We start from the raw sequence: 16,898 nt of genomic DNA, 5'->3' as shown, positions 1-16,898 counted from the left end.
GTATGCAAATGGTGGAGGGAGAAGGATTCGAACCTTCGAAGGCTGAGCCGTCAGATTTACAGTCTGATCCCTTTGGCCACTCGGGAACCCCTCCTCAATTGCGGCGGCAATAGTAGTCAGAATTTTTTCTGCTGTAAAGCCTAAATATGAAATAACTGCCTGTTTGCTCAATTAACTTCCAACGAGTTGTTTCGTAGATGCATTCTTACCCATATTGCTCAGTTATTAGCTGCTGATTTGCTGAATTGGTGAGACATGCTTTTTTCTGGCTATTTTGAGCGATAAACCGAACAACCTCTAAATTAATCAAAATCTAACCGTTTGCTAATTTTTGCCAATAATTTATTTAGTTTTCTATGTGATGGGAACTTTACTCGCTAAGTATGTTTTTTAAATATCGAGTAGGTTTTGAACATACAAAGCACAACAGAACGAATTGGAACATTAGGAAGTCAGCCTAATACGCCCTCAAAAAAGCGCAAAAACGATTTTAAGCAAAAGTTAATTGGTCCTCTGTTTGGCAATGATGTTTGGATATAAACGAATGAGAGATATAGCAAGAGTTTCATGACTACGGCTACATAGAGGATTCGGTAAATCGTCGCTAGCGAATAAATTACTGAGTACTAACTAATTGCGTAAATTAATCAGCCTAAAGCCATTGATTTTGAAATAAAGCCTAAAGTAATCGCTTACGCAGTCGATTAACTTACAACGAGTTGTTTTGTAGGTTTATTTTTGGTCAATATGAGTGCTGTTCAACTAAATAGCGTGTTAGTCAATGAATCACAGCTAGGTACGAGGCTCAATCATGCGATTGGCTCAAACCGACGGGGTGAGTTTGGCTTATTACTCTCTTTATTGTCAGCTGATGCTCGTGATATGGCGCAATTTCAAACTCAGAGCCATAAATCTTCCGATCTTAGAGCTAAGTTTGACTTACCTGCGCCGCAAGCACTATTGAGCCAATTGGATAAAGATACTCCCTGTACAGACAACAGCCAAATTTACCAACAGGCAGGAGCAACTGCGTTTCGTTTAGCCAACCTATTGGATGAAGAAGCTTTGGTGATCCGCAGAAATGAAGCGCTTGAGATGGAACAAGTATTAGCTAACTGCGAGCTTAATGTTCGTAATAAATATCAACAAATAACAACAAGTCCCGAGGTACAGTTAACCCACTTTGTTGATCAGCTACAAATGCAACGAAAAATGAGTGAGTTTATTGCGCAAGCTTGAAGATGATCCTGCTTTATTTTGATTTGCTGATATATAATTGGCGTTCATTATTGTAGTAGAGACTAATTTAAGATGAAAAATATTCAACAAGCACAATCAGCCCTAGTGAATGATACTTGTACTGACTGTGGTAGCTTTGTGGATGTAGGTGCTGTAATTGATGAATTTGATACAGTATTAGAGCTTGAGTTAAATGGTGATAATTGTCAGCAATTAGCAAATGACGTTATCGCTAAAGCTCAAAGTCGCTTTGATGCTGTAACTGCAGAGTCTGAATTTGCAGCCGATAGCGCTAAGGTAAACATTACTTTTTCGTGTAGTGCTGAAAAAATGATATTTCAGCTTGAAAACGGTCTGTAATCGACTGTTGATAACTTGCTGAAAATACGTTAACTCGTGTAATCTTGTACCCTATAAAAATATAATTAACGCTTTAGTTTAATAAGAGCGATTGGTGAACGATTGTTTACCTCAACAGGATAACGTGTGAAGAAGCAGAAATCTCAACAGTTGTTGGAATACATTGTTAATTCAGAAGCCAAGCAGCAAGGTGATTTTAGAGCGACAGCTCAGATTGCCGCAGAACTGCTTTCTCAGCAGCTTAATGTATCTAGCGTTGTGGTATCTGCACTTTGTCATCTCGATGATAAATTAGAACAAATAACCCGTCTTTCTACTTCAGCCGTTTGCCATTCATCATCTGCTTTTCGTCCAACCCCGTCTGCCAGTTTTGCTTTTATTCAACAACTCATTGGCGAGCGGCATATTAGCTCTGAAGACTGCCTGCAGGATAGTCGCTTAAGTGAATTGCGAGAATATTATCAGCAGCAAGGAGTGAACTCAGTTCTTGAGGTCGCTATACGTATTAATGGCCATCTTGAAGGACTGTTAAGTTTAGAGCGCACAGAGGCAACGGAACCTTGGCATGACAGTGAAGTGCAGTTATGTTCCCAAGTGGCCGATCAACTTGCATTAACTTTGGCGACTCAGCACGGCTACGATAAGGATGAACGTATAACCTTATTTCTGTCTGCGGCAGAACAATCAGATCAAATAATGATGATTGTTAATCTAGAGACAGAGACCATTGAATATGTGAATAAAGCGCACTTTGAATTAACAAGAGTAGAAAAGAAGCGCATTGTTGGCCGAAAAGTCAGAGTGCTAGATTTTTTTAAGCAATACCCAAACCTATCTGAACAAGTCTTAAATAAAGCCCGTAATGGCGAAAGTTCTGAAGAAGAGATAAATCTGGTGCGTCAAGATGGCAGCACATACTGGATGAGGTTGGGAGTAAAGAGTTTTATTTCAGAGCGCGGTAATCATTTTGCACTTGTTAATGCTGAAAACTGTACTGAGCAGCATAACCACCAAACCGAGCTATTACGTCTCGCTTGGCGCTGTGGCTTAACAGGGCTGTTTAATCGTACCCATTTCAGCAGAGTCCTTGAAAAGCAAAGTACTGGACATTTAGTGCTTGTAGATTTACGCGGTTTTAAACGCTTTAACGACACCTACGGCCATGCTAGCGGTGATGTGATGTTGGTTGAAGTTGCAAGACGGATCAGGCATTTTGCCGAAGTAAACCAGTTATCGGAAATCGCACGTATTGGTAGTGATGAGTTTGCGATTTTATTTGAAAATGAAGAAGATGAATCACTCATTGAAGAAGCCACCGAGCGGCTTTATCGTCAATTAGAAGCCCCAATCACCATAGGCATTGAACAAGTTGAGCCTAAACCTGCACTTGCTCGAGTCGATTTAACCTCAATTGAACAGCTGTTTTCGCCGCTAACGTGTGCAGATATTGCGCTACAGTATGCTAAAAGTAAGCAAGGTAGAGCGATTCAGGTGTTTAACTCCGCACTGCTTAATGCGTTTAAAGAAGATGCACAAATTGAACGTGATCTGGTCGCGGCCATAAAAGGGCGTCAATTTGAGCTTTATTATCAACCACTAAAAGATTTGAAGAAACAAGCTTATATTGGTGCTGAAGCTTTGATCCGTTGGCACCATCCGAAAAAGGGCGTGCTTTATCCCGGTGCGTTTATTGATATTGCAGAGCAGTCCGGCTTAATTAATGATATTGGTTCTTGGGTATTAGAAGCAGCCTGTAAGCAGCTTAACCTCTGGCAACGACACCAAATCGATATATCAATGCATGTTAATGTGTCGGCAAGGCAGTTTTTCAGTGGTAGTTTGTTTGAGCAGGTTTGGGAACTCGTTACTCGCTACCGCTTGAAACCTCATAGTTTAATTTTGGAAATTACTGAAACTGAGTTAATGGAAGATATTCGCTCTGCGACGAACTTGTGTAATGAGCTAGCAGATCTTGGAGTGGGCCTAGCCATTGATGACTTTGGCACTGGTTATAGTTCAATGCGCTATTTAAAACAGTTCCCTATCAGTAAACTTAAAATTGACCGTTCATTTATCTCCGACCTAACCGTAAGCCATGAAAGTCGCGAGATTGTTAGTGCTATCATTGCCATGGCATCGGCACTAAATATCTCATTAACGGCCGAAGGTGTGGAGACTAAGGAGCAAGAGCTGTTTCTTGCGCAGCATTTTTGCCATCAAGCACAAGGCTTCTTATATAGCCCTGCATTGAGAGTTTCAGAGTTTAGCGACTTTTTAACGAATAAAGCCGCTATACATTAAGCAAATTAATCTCATATTAACGAGAGCAGCACTGCTTAAACTTTTTGCCACTTAAGCAAACACATAAATCGTTGCGCTTAGGAAAAACTGGCGATTTTTGTACGCCTTCAGTATACAGCCAACGGCCATCAAGTTTTACAAAACTAGAGCACTCATGAATAGCGTCTATTTCGCTATCTAGCTTATACCAAGCTTGAAAAGTTACCGTACCTGTTAGACCTTTTTCTGAGCTCGTTATCACGTCCAAACTTAGCCAGTCTGGCAAAGGCTCCTTGGCAAGATCTGCTTCTGTTAATCCGTTTAAATAGTCTGGGTGGTGGCTAGCAATTAGATATGGATATTGCGCCAAATAGAAGGCACAAAAGCGACTTCGCATTAACTGTTCAGGTGTTTCTGGGAGCTGCTTAAGTAAATGAAATACCTGGCAACAGTCTTTATAAGTACGTTCAGAGCAGCAAGGGCAGAGAGAATGTGGATCAATGTTCGGGTTTGTCATTATGTTTAGGCAGTGAGTTTTGGCTGATTGATGGGAATTGGCGGCCATAATAAAGGTTTGGGCTAGGTTTGGCATTAAAATAAAACGATGCTTCTGCTCGGTTATTGGTATCAACGGTTAAGTACCATTTTCCATCTTGTTTCTTTTTAGACACACCAACAAATTTACCCGCAAATTCACTGCTAGGCTCACCGTTATCTAATGGAGGATGGAAGCGAATTAGGTAGTAACCCACATCTGTGGCACTGCGGCCAATTATATTGCGTTCAATAACTCTAAAATCCACTTCAATTTTGGCATTTTTGTGTTTAATTTTGCCAAAAAAGGTTTCGTACAAAGCAACGATTTTATCGCGGCCGATAGTGATCTCTTCACCTTGGCTTTCAGGAATGTAACAAGCATCTTCTGAGTAGATAGTTTTCATTCTATTGGCGTCTAACTCATTAAAAGCCTGACTAAATTGATTATACACCGCATTGAGCGCTTCATTATCATCAGCAACAGCTACCTGTAGTGCGCTGAAATAGAGCAAACTGAATAATGTAAACGCGGTTGCAACTTTTTTAAGCATGTAATAGGAGACACTAAGAATATAATAGTTAACACTATAATAGATGGCTTGGGTGAACTAAAGTATTAGATCTTTACAAGATGTGTTACCGCATGTTTTAGCTTAGTACGTTTAGGGAGCTGGAGCTGTGATAACGTTTAAAAGTGGCACTAAGTGGAGAGATTATGGGTGATGATGAGATGAGCCTTTTTCTGCAGGAAATGGCGGGCGTACAACCACTTAAGAGTAACACCACCACTATTTGCGAAAAAACGGTTTCTACAGAAGCGCAAGATGCTCGTAGAAAACAGCTACAAATGAGTGAACAGCGTGCACTGCTTACGTTAGATCCGCATCTTGTTACGGCCAGCGAACCAGATGCGATAGTAGAGTTTAAGCGCGATGGGGTGCAAGATGAGGTCTTTCATCGTTTAAGTTTAGGCGGCTATCCGTGTAAATTTGAAGTTGACCTGCACATGCTTAAGCCTCAGCAGGCTAGAGAAGCGTTGTACCAGCAGATCCAGATTGGCCGTGAGCGCGGTGAACGCAATATAATGATTATTTATGGCAAAGGTGTTAAAAGTAAGCCTTTCCCCGCATTGATGAAATCATTTGTTATTAATTGGCTTGAACAGATAGATGAAGTGCTGGCATTTCACTCTGCACAGCGAAGACACGGTGGTACTGGCGCGCTCTATGTGATGTTGGCAAAGTCAGAGCAAAAGCGTATCGAAGCCAAAGAGACCAACCATAAAGGCGTAAATGTTCGCTAATGTTTATTGTTTACCCCAAAAGCCATTTTACTTTAATAGTAAAATGGCTTTTGGGTATAAGGTCTGAGTGATATCAATCTAGTTGAACCCACTAAGTACTGCGTGAGCTTATTTATAGACAAACTGAGCTGTAAAAAACTTAGCTGCAAATAAACTCAAACGCTAATAGGGCTAGCTATTAATACACACTCAAGATTATTACCAACCACACTGACGGTTAGCTGCGCTGTTTTGCTCATCTAACCAAGTTTGCAGTGGTGCAAAGTAATCAAGTACCGCTTTGGCATCCATTTCTTTGGTACCGGTAACAGCTGCTAACGCCTCAGGCCATGGCTGGCTTTGACCCATTTCTAACATGGTATTGAGCTTAGCGCCGGCTTCTTTGTTGCCATAGATACTGCATCTATGCACAGGTCCATTGTCTCCTGCTATCTCACATAACGATTTGTGGAACTGGAACTGTAGAATGTGTGCTAAGAAATAGCGGGTATAAGGAACATTGCCCGGTACGTGATATTTAGCACCCGGATCAAAGTCGGCTTCACTACGGGCTATCGGGGCTTTAACACCTTGGTATTTCTCCCTTAGTTCCCACCATGCTTGGTTATATTGCTCTGGAGTAATTTCACCGCTAAATACTTTCCATCGCCATTGGTCAATCATTAAACCAAATGGCATAAAGGCCACTTTGTCGAGTGCTTGTTTGAGTAATAAACCAATATCTTTTGAAGCATCTGGTACTTCATCCAACAGGCCAATTTGTTTTAAATAGTTAGGTGTAATTGAAAGCGCAACTGTGTCACCGATAGCTTCATGGAAGCCGTCATTAGCACTGTTTTTAAAGATAAAAGGCTGATTTTTGTAGGCGCGTTGATAAAAATTGTGCCCCAATTCGTGATGAATAACGGTAAAGTCTTCAGCTGTTTTTTGAATACACATTTTAATACGAATATCGTCGAGGTTATCGAGATCCCAAGCTGATGCGTGACAGACTACATCTCTATCTTCAGGCTGGACAAACAAAGAGCGCTGCCAGAAAGTGTCCGGTAATGGTTCAAACCCTAAAGAGGTAAAGAAGCTTTCTGCTTGCTCTACCATCTTAATTTCATCGTAATTATGTTTAGCTAAAAGCTCTGTAACATCATACCCAGGGTCGGCATCTTTGGGGGCAACTTGGTTATAGATATTGCCCCAGCTCTGAGCCCACATATTACCTAGTAAGTGCGCAGGTATTGGCCCATCTGCCGGTGCGACTTCGTCGCCATATTGTTCATTTAGTTCGCCACGAACATAGCAATGAAGTGAGTCATACAACGGCTTTACTTGACCCCATAAGCGATCGAGTTCAGTGGAGAACTCATCTGGTTTCATATCGTAATTGCTGCGCCAAAGTTCAGATAAATTGGCGTAGCCAAGATCTTTAGCGCCTTCATTAGCTAGCACAACTTCTCTTTCAAATAGCGGTCGCATAGGTTTAGCAATTTCACGCCAACCTTGCCAAACCTCAAGTAATTCATCAGGATTTTTTGAATTGGCCATAATCGCTGAAAGCTCAGGTTGAGTTAGACAGCGGCCATCTTCAAAACAGTACTTACCTTTACCATATAAACCGTTTAATTCAGAAGTGATCCCTGCAAGTTCAGCATTTTTAGCGGGATCTAAAGGAGCTGGCAGCACGATAGAACTGCGTAGAATGTTTAGTTTACGCTTATCTGTTTCACTAAGTGTAAGGTCTGCGTATTGCGCTGATTGAGTGGCTAGTTCAACCGATTTAGCGGTATACTTCTCAGCGACACTGGCTGAAAGTGCAGCTGTATCTTCAGTAATAAAATTGCTGTAAATCCATTCAGAACGATTAATTTCAATAGATAACTCAGCCATCGTTGATTCAGCATCTTGAATAAACTGTTTAGCTTCCGTAGTTTTATCTACTTTTACACTACTAGTTTCAGCTTCTGTTTTATTACAGGCTGAGGTACTCAGTGCTATGGCGATCAGTGCTGCAAGTTTTGACACTGTGGCCACTTTGGCGAGGCTGTTATTCATTCTCTAATCCCTTTGTTGTTTTTGTGTTGCTTATTCTACTTGTTTTGTTACTAATTCATAGTTTTGCTGTTGGCTGAGCTTAGGTTGCCAATTAATATTGATTTATTGATGTCGATGGATATTAGGCAAGGCAGCTTGAAGAAGGTAATTCAAACAGGCTAAATAGGGAGTAATATTAGTCATGCGTGAGTGTTTAAGAAGTAAAGTAATTGAGGTTTGTACTAAGAAAATTAGCCAAAAAGGGGATAATGTAGGCGTTTCATTTTATGCGTTTTTTGCTAACAAAAATAATAACCCACAATTACTAATGGAAGCGGCAACATGGTGGATTGAAACTCATCAACTCGATCATTTCGAAAAGGCTCACAAGATCATGACTATGGTTAAACAAGGGTTATAAAATTCTTTATCAAACAGCTGCAAGCTTTGATAGTTAATGACAAAACTAGCGCCCCACTAAAGAGAATATTTATGCGTAAAAGCACAGTGATTATGTTGACCTTACTAATAGTTTCTAACCTGTTCTGGTTTCTGAACTACTTCCATACCAAAATTGACCATGCTGTAACGCTTACTTATCACGATGCTAGTTACCAAACGACCACTAAAATGCTCGAGCAGGCGCTAATAGTCGCTAATAAGAACCTGATAGGGGAGCCTTTGGCAACGGCTGAAAATACGTTAGTCGAAGACGTTTACGGTTTGAAACCATTTAAGAAGGAGGGCTGTTTGTATGCAGGTGGCTTGTGTTTAAAGCTTGATGAAACTGAAACGGTAATTTCAGTGACATTGGAGTCACCTAGGCCCTTTAAATGAGCTTACTTTGGCTAAGTCTGTTTTGAGTCTTTAGCTTAGCCTTACCCCTTTTAGCTTAGCGTCGTACTGCCTAGTGATCATCGAGTAATGCCAAAACTTGTAAGTTGCTCTGTAAAATATCTGCGAAGTGTTCAATCACAAACAAAATCTTTCTTGTTCTTCCTAGTAAGCCTTATTCGTTATCTCATAAGTCAGTTTATTCTTATATAAAAGGTATTTAATTTGACAAGCACAAAGCGAATGTTTAATTTAAACGAGTGTTTTAAATAGATATAAAGGCAACGGAATGGCAAATCGCTCCGATACAAAAACAAGAATACTGGACGCTGCGGAAAAATTATTTGCAGAAAGAGGTTTTTCAGAAACCTCACTAAGACTAATTACAAGTAAAGCTGAAGTGAACCTTGCTTCTGTAAACTACCATTTTGGCTCAAAAAAAGAGCTGATTAGAGCGGTATTAGCCCGTTACCTTGATGTATTTATGCCTGCTGCTGCAAATGCAATTGTGGCCGTTAGACAAGAAAATGCTGACGCTTCATTAGACGCTATTTTTTCTACCTTGGTTGCTCCTTTACTGGATCTAAATCAACTACGCGCTGAAGGCACAACAACCTTTTTGCAGTTATTAGGTCGCGGTTATATAGAAAGCCAAGGTCATCTTCGCTGGTTTATTACAACTCACTATGGCGAATATTTAGGTTTGTTCGTTAATGCTGTGGCAGAAAGTGCGCCACATATTCCACCTGCTGAAATGTTTTGGCGATTACACTTTACCTTAGGTACGGTTGTATTCACCATGGCATCAGCTGATGCACTCACAGAGATTGCAGAAGCTGATTTTGGCGAGCACAATGATATTGAAGCGGTTATTAGGAAAGTAATTCCGTATTTATCTGCGGGCGTGTCAGTCCCACTTACTAAGGATGTAATCTAAAAATTATGGCTACGACATTATTGATACTGTTGCTTATCGCAATAGTCGTTGTATTCAGTGTTAAAAATATCAGGATGCAGTTAATCACGCGTCCTGTTTTTAGTTTTTTCAAAAAGGTATTACCACCACTATCGAACACTGAAAAAGAGGCGATGGAAGCGGGTGATGTTTGGTGGGAAGCTGAACTATTTAAAGGTAAGCCAAACTGGCAAGTACTGCATAGCTATGGCAAGCCGACTCTCACTTCTGAAGAGCAAGACTTTATTGATAATCAAGTCATGACGGCATTAACAATGATTGATGATTACGACATTGTTAATGAGAGAAAAGATTTACCACCTGAGCTTTGGGAATACTTTAAGAAAGAAGGCTTTTTCGCGCTTATCATTCCGAAAAAGTATGGCGGCAAGGCATTTTCTGCCTACGCAAACTCAACTATCGTAAGCAAGATCGCCAGTCGCAGTGTTAGCGCGGCTGTGACGGTTATGGTGCCTAACTCTTTAGGCCCAGGTGAATTACTGACTCACTATGGTACAACAGAGCAAAAAGACCATTGGCTGCCATTACTTGCCGATGGACGAGCTGTGCCGTGTTTTGCGTTAACAGGCCCAGAAGCGGGCAGTGATGCTGGTGCGATCCCTGATACCGGTGTTGTGTGCCGTCAAGAATTTAATGGTGAAGAAACGCTTGGGCTAAAGCTTAACTGGAATAAGCGCTATATCACGCTTGCACCAGTCGCAGATGTACTTGGTCTTGCGTTTCAAATGTCAGATCCAGATGGTCTGCTAGGTGATATTAAAGATATTGGTATCACCTGCGCCTTAATCCCAACCGCTCACCAAGGGGTTAAAATTGGTCGTCGTCATAACCCGCTAAATCTAGCGTTTATGAATGGTACAACTCAAGGTGAAGATGTGTTTATTCCACTTGATTGGATCATTGGTGGCCCACAATATGCGGGTCGCGGCTGGCGTATGTTGGTTGAATGTTTATCTGCAGGTCGCGGGATTTCATTGCCTGCGTTGTCAACGGCATCAGGCCATATGGCAACAAAAACAACAACCGCTTACAGTGTTGTTCGCCAGCAATTTGGCTTACCAATCGGTCAGTTTGAAGGTGTGCAAGAGGCGCTTGCTCGTGTTATCGCCAATACTTATCAGCTTGAGGCTGCAAGACGTTTAACCACCACGGGTATTGACTTAAAAGTTAAGCCGTCAGTAGTGACCGCTATCGCCAAGTACCATATGACAGAGCTTGGTCGCAAAGTTGTTGATGACGCAATGGATATTCAGTCGGGTAAAGGGATCCAATTAGGGCCGAAAAACTATCTTGGTCACGGTTATATGGCGCTCCCGATTTCAATTACCGTTGAAGGTGCAAACATTCTTACGCGTAGCCTGATGATTTTTGGTCAAGGTGCGACTCGTTGCCATCCATATGTGTTAGCTGAAATGGAAGCGGCAGCAATGGAAGATACCGAAGCGGCGATAGAGCGCTTTGATGCACTTCTGTTAGGGCATATCGGCTACGCTACTCGAAATGCTTTTAGTGCATTTGGTAATGCATTAACTGGTAGCCGCTTTAGCCAATCGCCAGTCAGTGGTGAAACAAAGCAGTATTATAAAGATATGACACGCCTTTCAGCTGGTCTTGCCTTTATGACTGACGTTTCAATGCTTATTTTAGGCGGCGATTTAAAGCGAAAAGAGATGCTGAGTGCGCGTTTAGGCGATGTATTAAGCCAACTATACTTAGGCTCTGCAACCTTAAAGCTATTTGAAGACAATGGACGTCAGTTTGATGATTTACCTGCAGTGCGTCATGCTATGGCAACTCGATTACATTTAGCAGCCAAAGCGTTAGATGAAGCAATCCGTAACTTCCCTAATCGCGGTGTAGCACTATTATTACGCGCTTTAATCTTCCCACTTGGTAATCGCTTTAAAGATGCTACCGATAAGCAGTCTATCGATTTAGTTGAAGCAATGAGCAAGCCATCACCAGCTCGTGATAGATTGACTCACTTGTGCCCAGACTTTGCGGATGATAGCAGTGGTATTGCCGATGTTGAAAATGCGTTTATTGCCAAGCATGCCTGCAAAGGGCTTTATCAAAAGCTTAAGCAAGCGCAAAAAGAGGGGACACTCACTAAGCTGCCACCTTTAGCCTTGTTTGATGCGGCGCTTGAGATTGCGCTTATTACCAATGAAGAGCATCAACAATTGGTTGCTGCCGATGTGCTAAGACTTGCAGCTATTAATGTTGATGATTTTGAGAAACTTTAATATCGTCTAGAGTAAAGGTTACTCAATAAATACAAAAAAGGTACGCAATTGCGTACCTTTTTTATTGATGATTTTTGTCTAACGATTACTGTAGACAACCAGTCATTGCTTAGCCAACTACAACAACTTTGCTGGTGTTTGTGCCACCAACAGTTTCCATTGCATCGCCTTTAGTCATCATCGCCATATCACCTTTTTGTAGGTAACCAGCTTGAGATAAAGTCTCTAATGCTTTTTGTGCTACAGCTTCTGGAGCGTGAGCTGTAGAGTCGAAGTATACTGGTTTAACACCACGGTATAGTGCCATTTTTGCAAGTGTAGACTCATGACGAGACAGCGCGAAAATAGGTAGGGCAGAGCTAATACGAGACATCAATTGCGGTGTCGCGCCTGACTCTGTTAAAGCGATGATTGCTTTAACGCCTTCTAAATGGTTTGCTGCGTACATAGTCGACAATGCAACAGTTTCTTCAATCGTAGTAAACTGCTGATCCAGTCTGTGCTTAGACACTTGCACACTTGGGTGTGATTCGGCGCCAAGGCAAACTTGAGCCATTGCTTTTACGGTTTCTTCTGGGAAGTCACCAGCTGCTGTTTCAGCACTTAGCATCACTGCGTCAGTACCGTCTAACACTGCGTTTGCAACGTCCATAACTTCTGCGCGAGTTGGCATTGGGCTAGAGATCATTGACTCCATCATTTGAGTAGCAGTGATCACTGGCTTATTCAATTGGCGTGAACGGCTGATTAGGCGCTTTTGAACTGCAACAAGAGCAGGGTCGCCAATTTCAACACCTAAGTCGCCACGGGCAACCATTACAGCATCAGATGCAATAATTACATCATCCATTGCTTCGTCAGTTGCTACTGCTTCTGCACGTTCTACTTTAGAAACGATCAGTGCGTTGCTACCTGCTTGGCGGGCCAAATCACGAGCGTAGTTAAGATCAGCGCCACTTCTTGGGAAAGATACAGCCAAGTAGTCAACACCAATCTGTGCTGCAGTAATAATGTCAGCTTTGTCTTTTTCAGTCAGTGCAGCAGCGGATAGACCACCACCTTGTTTGTTGATGCCTTTATTGTTTGATAAAGGACCTGCAACCGTTACTGTGGTATGAACTTTATTGCCGTCAACGCTCTCAACTCGTAATTGCACGCGACCGTCATCTAGCATCAAGATATCACCAAGACTTACGTCTCGTGGCAATTCTTTGTAGTCGATACCAACTTGAGTTTCATCGCCTTCACCTTTCGCTAGATCACCATCAAGGGTGTACGCTTGTCCAAGCGTTAACATAACCTTTTTGTTGTCTTTGAAAGTTGAGATACGGATTTTAGGGCCTTGTAGATCGCCTAAAACAGCTACATGAAGACCAAGCTCTTTTGCAATTGCTCGAGTGTCGTCTGCGCGTTTTTTATGATCTTCTGGTGCACCGTGAGAGAAGTTTAAACGAACAACGTTAGCACCGGCTGCGATAATGCGGCGTAAGTTGTCATCACGGTCAGTGGCTGGACCCAAAGTTGTTACAATTTTGGTTCTGCGGAACATGAGATACTCCGTTAAGTTTTAAAAAATTCTAACCCTATATTATCAGACAATAACCAATTATGTAGTAAAATTACGAATAAATTGTTCTGTCTCAAGTTTTTAATTTTGTGACGTATTCCTACATTATTCGTTAAAAGGGCAATTTGGTGAGTGCCAAATTGCCGCAAATTAAGCAGAAAGTCAGTTACATAATTGGATCTTTGTCGATTCTAGACTCTTTCAGCACTTCTTTAACACGCTTGAGGTTTTCACGGAAACGCGGACCGCGTCTTAGCGTAAATCCTGTGGCGAGCACATCAATTATAACTAATTGTGCTAAACGTGACGCCATTGGTAAATACATATCAGTATCTTCTGGCACTTCCATTGTTACAGGAAGTGTACACACTGTTGAAAGTGGTGAGTTACGTGCGGTAATACCAATTACTGCAGCACCATTTTCACGAGCCAGTTTAGCAATATCAATTAGTGACTTTGTGCGACCAGTGTGGGAGATAAGCACCACAACATCACCTTCATTACTGTTGATACAACTCATGCGCTGCATAAGAACATCGTCGAAACTGATGACAGGAACATTAAAGCGGAAGAATTTATTTTGCGCGTCATGGGCAACTGAGGCTGAAGCGCCAAGACCAAAGAACGAGATTTTTTTAGCTTGGGTCAATATATCAACCGCTTTGTTTACCGCTGCGGTGTCTATACTTTGCCTGGCTGTATCAAGTGATGCCATTGAAGATTCAAAGATCTTAGTGGTATAAGAGTCAGGGCTATCATCTTCTTCAACGTGGCGGCTTACATAAGGCGTACCATTGGCTAAGCTTTGTGCCAAGTGAAGTTTAAAGTCGGGGAAGCCTTTTGTATCTAAACGACGACAAAAGCGGTTTACGGTAGGCTCACTCACATCAGCCATCTTAGCTAAGGTGGCAATACTTGAGTGAATGGCTGTCTGAGGCGAAGATAAAATAACTTCTGCAACTTTGCGTTCAGACTTACTAAAATGGGTAAGGCTTTTTTGCACCTTTTCGAGGGTATTCATATGCGTACGTCCACTCAGTATTAATGTAGATTATTATATTTTGATCACAGCTTTTTTGTTGTCGTCAAAGGCCTATTATTTCCGCAGCGTTGACGCCAACATTAATTTATAATGACAACAGGTACAAACACGATAAATTTTAGTAATTTTATCACAAAAGCATATCAGATTATGGCGTAACATAGCTAATACGCTAACTTGAAGTTTATTATAAAATTTAGATGCAATTACTAAATTGTGTTGTTATATTACAACAAATGTGTGAATTCTCGTCAAAAATGATGAGGCACAGTGTCAAAAGGAGATTTTGAAGCTATGGGCATAACAACACCAGAAGCCAAAGCTTGTGATTTTGTTCTATTTGGGACTAAAGGGGATCTTGCTAAGCGTAAGTTGCTACCTTCTTTATACCAACTTGATAAAGCAAATTTACTGAATGTCGATACGAAAATCCTCGGCGTAGCAAAAGATGACTTTAGCCAAGAAGAATATCGCGAGTTGGTTACCACCGCATTAGAGACATTTGTAAAAGATGGCCTCTGCGAAGAGACCAAGAATCGCTTCTTGGACCGTTGCCATTATATCGGCACCAACTTCACTGTTTCTGATGGCTATCAAGCGTTCCATGATATTCTAGAGCCAGAAAAGCGGGTTATGGTGAGTTACTTCGCTACTCCGCCAGCTATTTTTGGTGACATCTGTCGTTGCCTGCATGAACAAAATCTTATCTATCCTGACTCTCGTGTCGTTCTCGAAAAGCCAATCGGCTCAGATCTCGCTACTTCTCGCATTATTAACGACCAAGTTTCAGCTTACTTCGAAGAAAACCAAGTTTACCGTATTGACCATTACTTAGGTAAAGAGACGGTTCAAAATCTTCTTGCTCTGCGTTTTGCCAACTCTTTATTTGCATCTAAGTGGGACAACCGCACCATTGATCATGTGCAGCTAACCGTTGCTGAAGAAGTGGGTATTGAAGGCCGTTGGGGTTACTTCGATAAAGCCGGTCAAATGCGCGATATGATCCAAAACCACTTGTTACAGGTTTTAACATTGGTTGCAATGGATCCGCCAGTAAACTTAGACGCTGACAATATTCGTGATGAAAAAGTAAAAGTGCTTAAATCACTGCGTCCTATTAACGCTGACAATATTTACGACAACACTGTTCGTGGTCAATACAGTTCAGGTTTCTTAAAAGGTGCTCCAGTACCTGGTTACCTAGAAGAAGAAGGCGCAAATGTTCAGTCCAATGCTGAAACTTTTGTTGCACTGCGTGTTGATATCGATAACTGGCGTTGGGCTGGTGTACCTTTCTACTTACGTAGTGGTAAGCGCATGCCGTTTAAGAGCTCTGAAATTGTGGTGTACTTTAAAAACCCACCGCACAACCTTTACAGCTCAAACTACCGTAATCTGCCACCGAACAAATTGACTATTCGTCTGCAGCCTCATGAAGGTGTTGAGATCCAGATGCTCAATAAAGTACCTGGTTTGGGTGAAAAGCAACGCTTGCAAACGACAAAACTGGATTTAAGTTTCTCTGAGACGTTTAAAAATGAACGTATTGCAGATGCTTATGAGCGTCTATTGCTAGAAGCTATGTTAGGTAACCAGGCGTTGTTTGTCCGTCGTGACGAAGTTGAGCAAGCTTGGAGCTGGGTCGACGGCATCATTCAAGCGTGGGAAGAAACTGACGAAAAACCAAAACCTTATCCAGCAGGAACTTGGGGCCCAGTAGCTTCAGTAGCGCTAATCACTAAAGACGGTCGTTCTTGGGACGAGTAGAGGAAAGCATGATTAAAGAAACGGTTTTTAAATCATTCGATAATAAAGATGCACTTGAAGCTCAACTTGCAGAACGTATCGCGAACCAATTACAAGAAGCGGTTGATGCGCGTGGTAAGGCAAGCCTTATCGTTTCCGGTGGCTCGACACCGCTAAAGCTATTTGAACTTTTAAGCAAAAAAGCGATTGATTGGAGTGATGTGTATATCACTCTTGCTGATGAGCGTTGGGTGAGTGCTGAACATAGCGACTCAAATGAGCGTTTAGTTAGAAACAATTTACTAAAAAATCGAGCTGCAAGCGCAAAGTTTCGTGGTTTGAAAAATATGTATTCTACACCTCAAGAAGGTTGCGACATGGCAATCGAGCAGCTCGGTAGTTTTCCAAAGCCGTTTGATGTTGTGGTATTGGGTATGGGGAACGATGGCCATACATGTTCTTGGTTCCCTTGCGCAGAAGCTGCTGAACTTGAGCATGCGTTTACAACCAGCGACTTATGTGCAGCTGTTCAGCCTGGTAATGCACCACATGCTCGGATCACGCTTTCTAAATCTGCGATTTTAGCGAGTCGTCAAATCTATTTACATATCGTTGGTGAACAGAAGTTAGATGTTTACCGACAAGCACTAGCAAACGAAGACAGCCGTGAAATGCCTATCCGTGCAGTATTGGATCAGCGCAAAACACCTGTTGATGTTTACTGGAGCGCTTAAGGAGTAATT

The 16,898-nt window shown here is 41.8% G+C and carries 15 protein-coding genes and 1 tRNA gene; 10 read left to right on the top strand and 6 right to left on the bottom strand.

Annotation, left to right across the window (positions count from 1 at the left end; translation table 11 throughout):
- Nucleotides 1-9 precede the first annotated feature (9 nt).
- Nucleotides 10-94 (bottom strand) — tRNA-Tyr (locus tag L2740_RS02585).
- Between the two features lie 653 nt (nt 95-747).
- Here L2740_RS02585 and L2740_RS02580 point away from each other — a divergent pair.
- The 3 genes from L2740_RS02580 (at nt 748) to L2740_RS02570 (ending at nt 3,900) form a co-directional block, all read left to right on the top strand.
- Nucleotides 748-1,239 (top strand): VC2046/SO_2500 family protein, encoded by a 492-nt coding sequence (locus L2740_RS02580; RefSeq protein ID WP_248948475.1) that lies wholly within the window; start codon nt 748-750, stop codon nt 1,237-1,239.
- 72 nt (nt 1,240-1,311) lie between these two features.
- Nucleotides 1,312-1,599, top strand: coding sequence for a DUF406 family protein (locus tag L2740_RS02575; RefSeq protein WP_248948474.1), 288 nt, complete (start codon nt 1,312-1,314; stop codon nt 1,597-1,599).
- A 126-nt stretch (nt 1,600-1,725) separates the two neighbouring features.
- The gene (locus tag L2740_RS02570; RefSeq protein ID WP_248948473.1) at nt 1,726-3,900 is read left to right on the top strand and encodes a sensor domain-containing phosphodiesterase; all 2,175 of its coding nucleotides are present in this window, start codon (nt 1,726-1,728) and stop codon (nt 3,898-3,900) included.
- Between the two features lie 16 nt (nt 3,901-3,916).
- On the opposite strand, the gene L2740_RS02565 is transcribed toward L2740_RS02570, so the two are convergent.
- Both L2740_RS02565 and L2740_RS02560 read right to left on the bottom strand, forming a co-directional pair.
- Nucleotides 3,917-4,396, bottom strand: a complete 480-nt coding sequence (locus L2740_RS02565) for a YchJ family protein (RefSeq protein ID WP_248948472.1) — start codon at nt 4,394-4,396, stop codon at nt 3,917-3,919.
- Nucleotides 4,377-4,967, bottom strand: coding sequence for a YybH family protein (locus tag L2740_RS02560; RefSeq protein WP_248948470.1), 591 nt, complete (start codon nt 4,965-4,967; stop codon nt 4,377-4,379). Before L2740_RS02560 ends, L2740_RS02565 begins: the two co-directional genes overlap by 20 nt.
- Before the next feature lie 164 nt (nt 4,968-5,131).
- Between L2740_RS02560 and smrA the strand changes: the two genes are divergently transcribed.
- A complete protein-coding gene (gene smrA / locus L2740_RS02555) occupies nt 5,132-5,719 on the top strand; it encodes a DNA endonuclease SmrA (protein WP_248948468.1) in 588 nt (195 codons plus the stop codon).
- Between the two features lie 198 nt (nt 5,720-5,917).
- Here the strand turns inward: smrA and L2740_RS02550 are convergent, their stop codons facing one another.
- Nucleotides 5,918-7,765: a M2 family metallopeptidase gene (locus L2740_RS02550; RefSeq protein ID WP_248948466.1), complete on the bottom strand. Its 1,848-nt coding sequence runs from the start codon at nt 7,763-7,765 to the stop codon at nt 5,918-5,920.
- Between the two features lie 181 nt (nt 7,766-7,946).
- On the opposite strand from L2740_RS02550, the gene L2740_RS02545 reads away from it, so the two are divergent.
- From L2740_RS02545 to L2740_RS02530, 4 genes are all read left to right on the top strand, one after another.
- Nucleotides 7,947-8,165: a DUF6500 family protein gene (locus L2740_RS02545; RefSeq protein WP_248948465.1), complete on the top strand. Its 219-nt coding sequence runs from the start codon at nt 7,947-7,949 to the stop codon at nt 8,163-8,165.
- Between the two features lie 71 nt (nt 8,166-8,236).
- Nucleotides 8,237-8,581: a hypothetical protein gene (locus L2740_RS02540; RefSeq protein WP_248948464.1), complete on the top strand. Its 345-nt coding sequence runs from the start codon at nt 8,237-8,239 to the stop codon at nt 8,579-8,581.
- Nucleotides 8,582-8,867: 286 nt separating this feature from the next.
- Nucleotides 8,868-9,515, top strand: a complete 648-nt coding sequence (psrA, locus tag L2740_RS02535; RefSeq protein ID WP_248471782.1) for a TetR family transcriptional repressor PsrA — start codon at nt 8,868-8,870, stop codon at nt 9,513-9,515.
- A 5-nt stretch (nt 9,516-9,520) separates the two neighbouring features.
- Entirely contained in the window at nt 9,521-11,800 is a 2,280-nt protein-coding gene (locus L2740_RS02530; RefSeq protein WP_248948462.1) for an acyl-CoA dehydrogenase, read from the top strand.
- A gap of 109 nt (nt 11,801-11,909) precedes the next feature.
- On the opposite strand, the gene pyk is transcribed toward L2740_RS02530, so the two are convergent.
- A complete protein-coding gene (pyk, locus tag L2740_RS02525) occupies nt 11,910-13,349 on the bottom strand; it encodes a pyruvate kinase (protein ID WP_248948460.1) in 1,440 nt (479 codons plus the stop codon).
- Nucleotides 13,350-13,533: 184 nt separating this feature from the next.
- Nucleotides 13,534-14,388, bottom strand: coding sequence for a MurR/RpiR family transcriptional regulator (locus tag L2740_RS02520; RefSeq protein WP_248471779.1), 855 nt, complete (start codon nt 14,386-14,388; stop codon nt 13,534-13,536).
- A gap of 315 nt (nt 14,389-14,703) precedes the next feature.
- Here L2740_RS02520 and zwf point away from each other — a divergent pair, with 315 nt between their 5' ends.
- Both zwf and pgl read left to right on the top strand, forming a co-directional pair.
- Complete coding sequence (zwf, locus tag L2740_RS02515; RefSeq protein ID WP_248948602.1) at nt 14,704-16,176, top strand: glucose-6-phosphate dehydrogenase; 1,473 nt, start codon at nt 14,704-14,706, stop codon at nt 16,174-16,176.
- 8 nt (nt 16,177-16,184) lie between these two features.
- Complete coding sequence (gene pgl, locus L2740_RS02510) at nt 16,185-16,889, top strand: 6-phosphogluconolactonase (protein ID WP_248948459.1); 705 nt, start codon at nt 16,185-16,187, stop codon at nt 16,887-16,889.
- Nucleotides 16,890-16,898 lie beyond the last annotated feature (9 nt).

The sequence above is a fragment of the Shewanella pneumatophori genome, assembly GCF_023283895.1.
Taxonomy (GTDB): domain Bacteria; phylum Pseudomonadota; class Gammaproteobacteria; order Enterobacterales; family Shewanellaceae; genus Shewanella; species Shewanella pneumatophori.
This window is presented reverse-complemented; position numbering and strand designations above follow the sequence as displayed.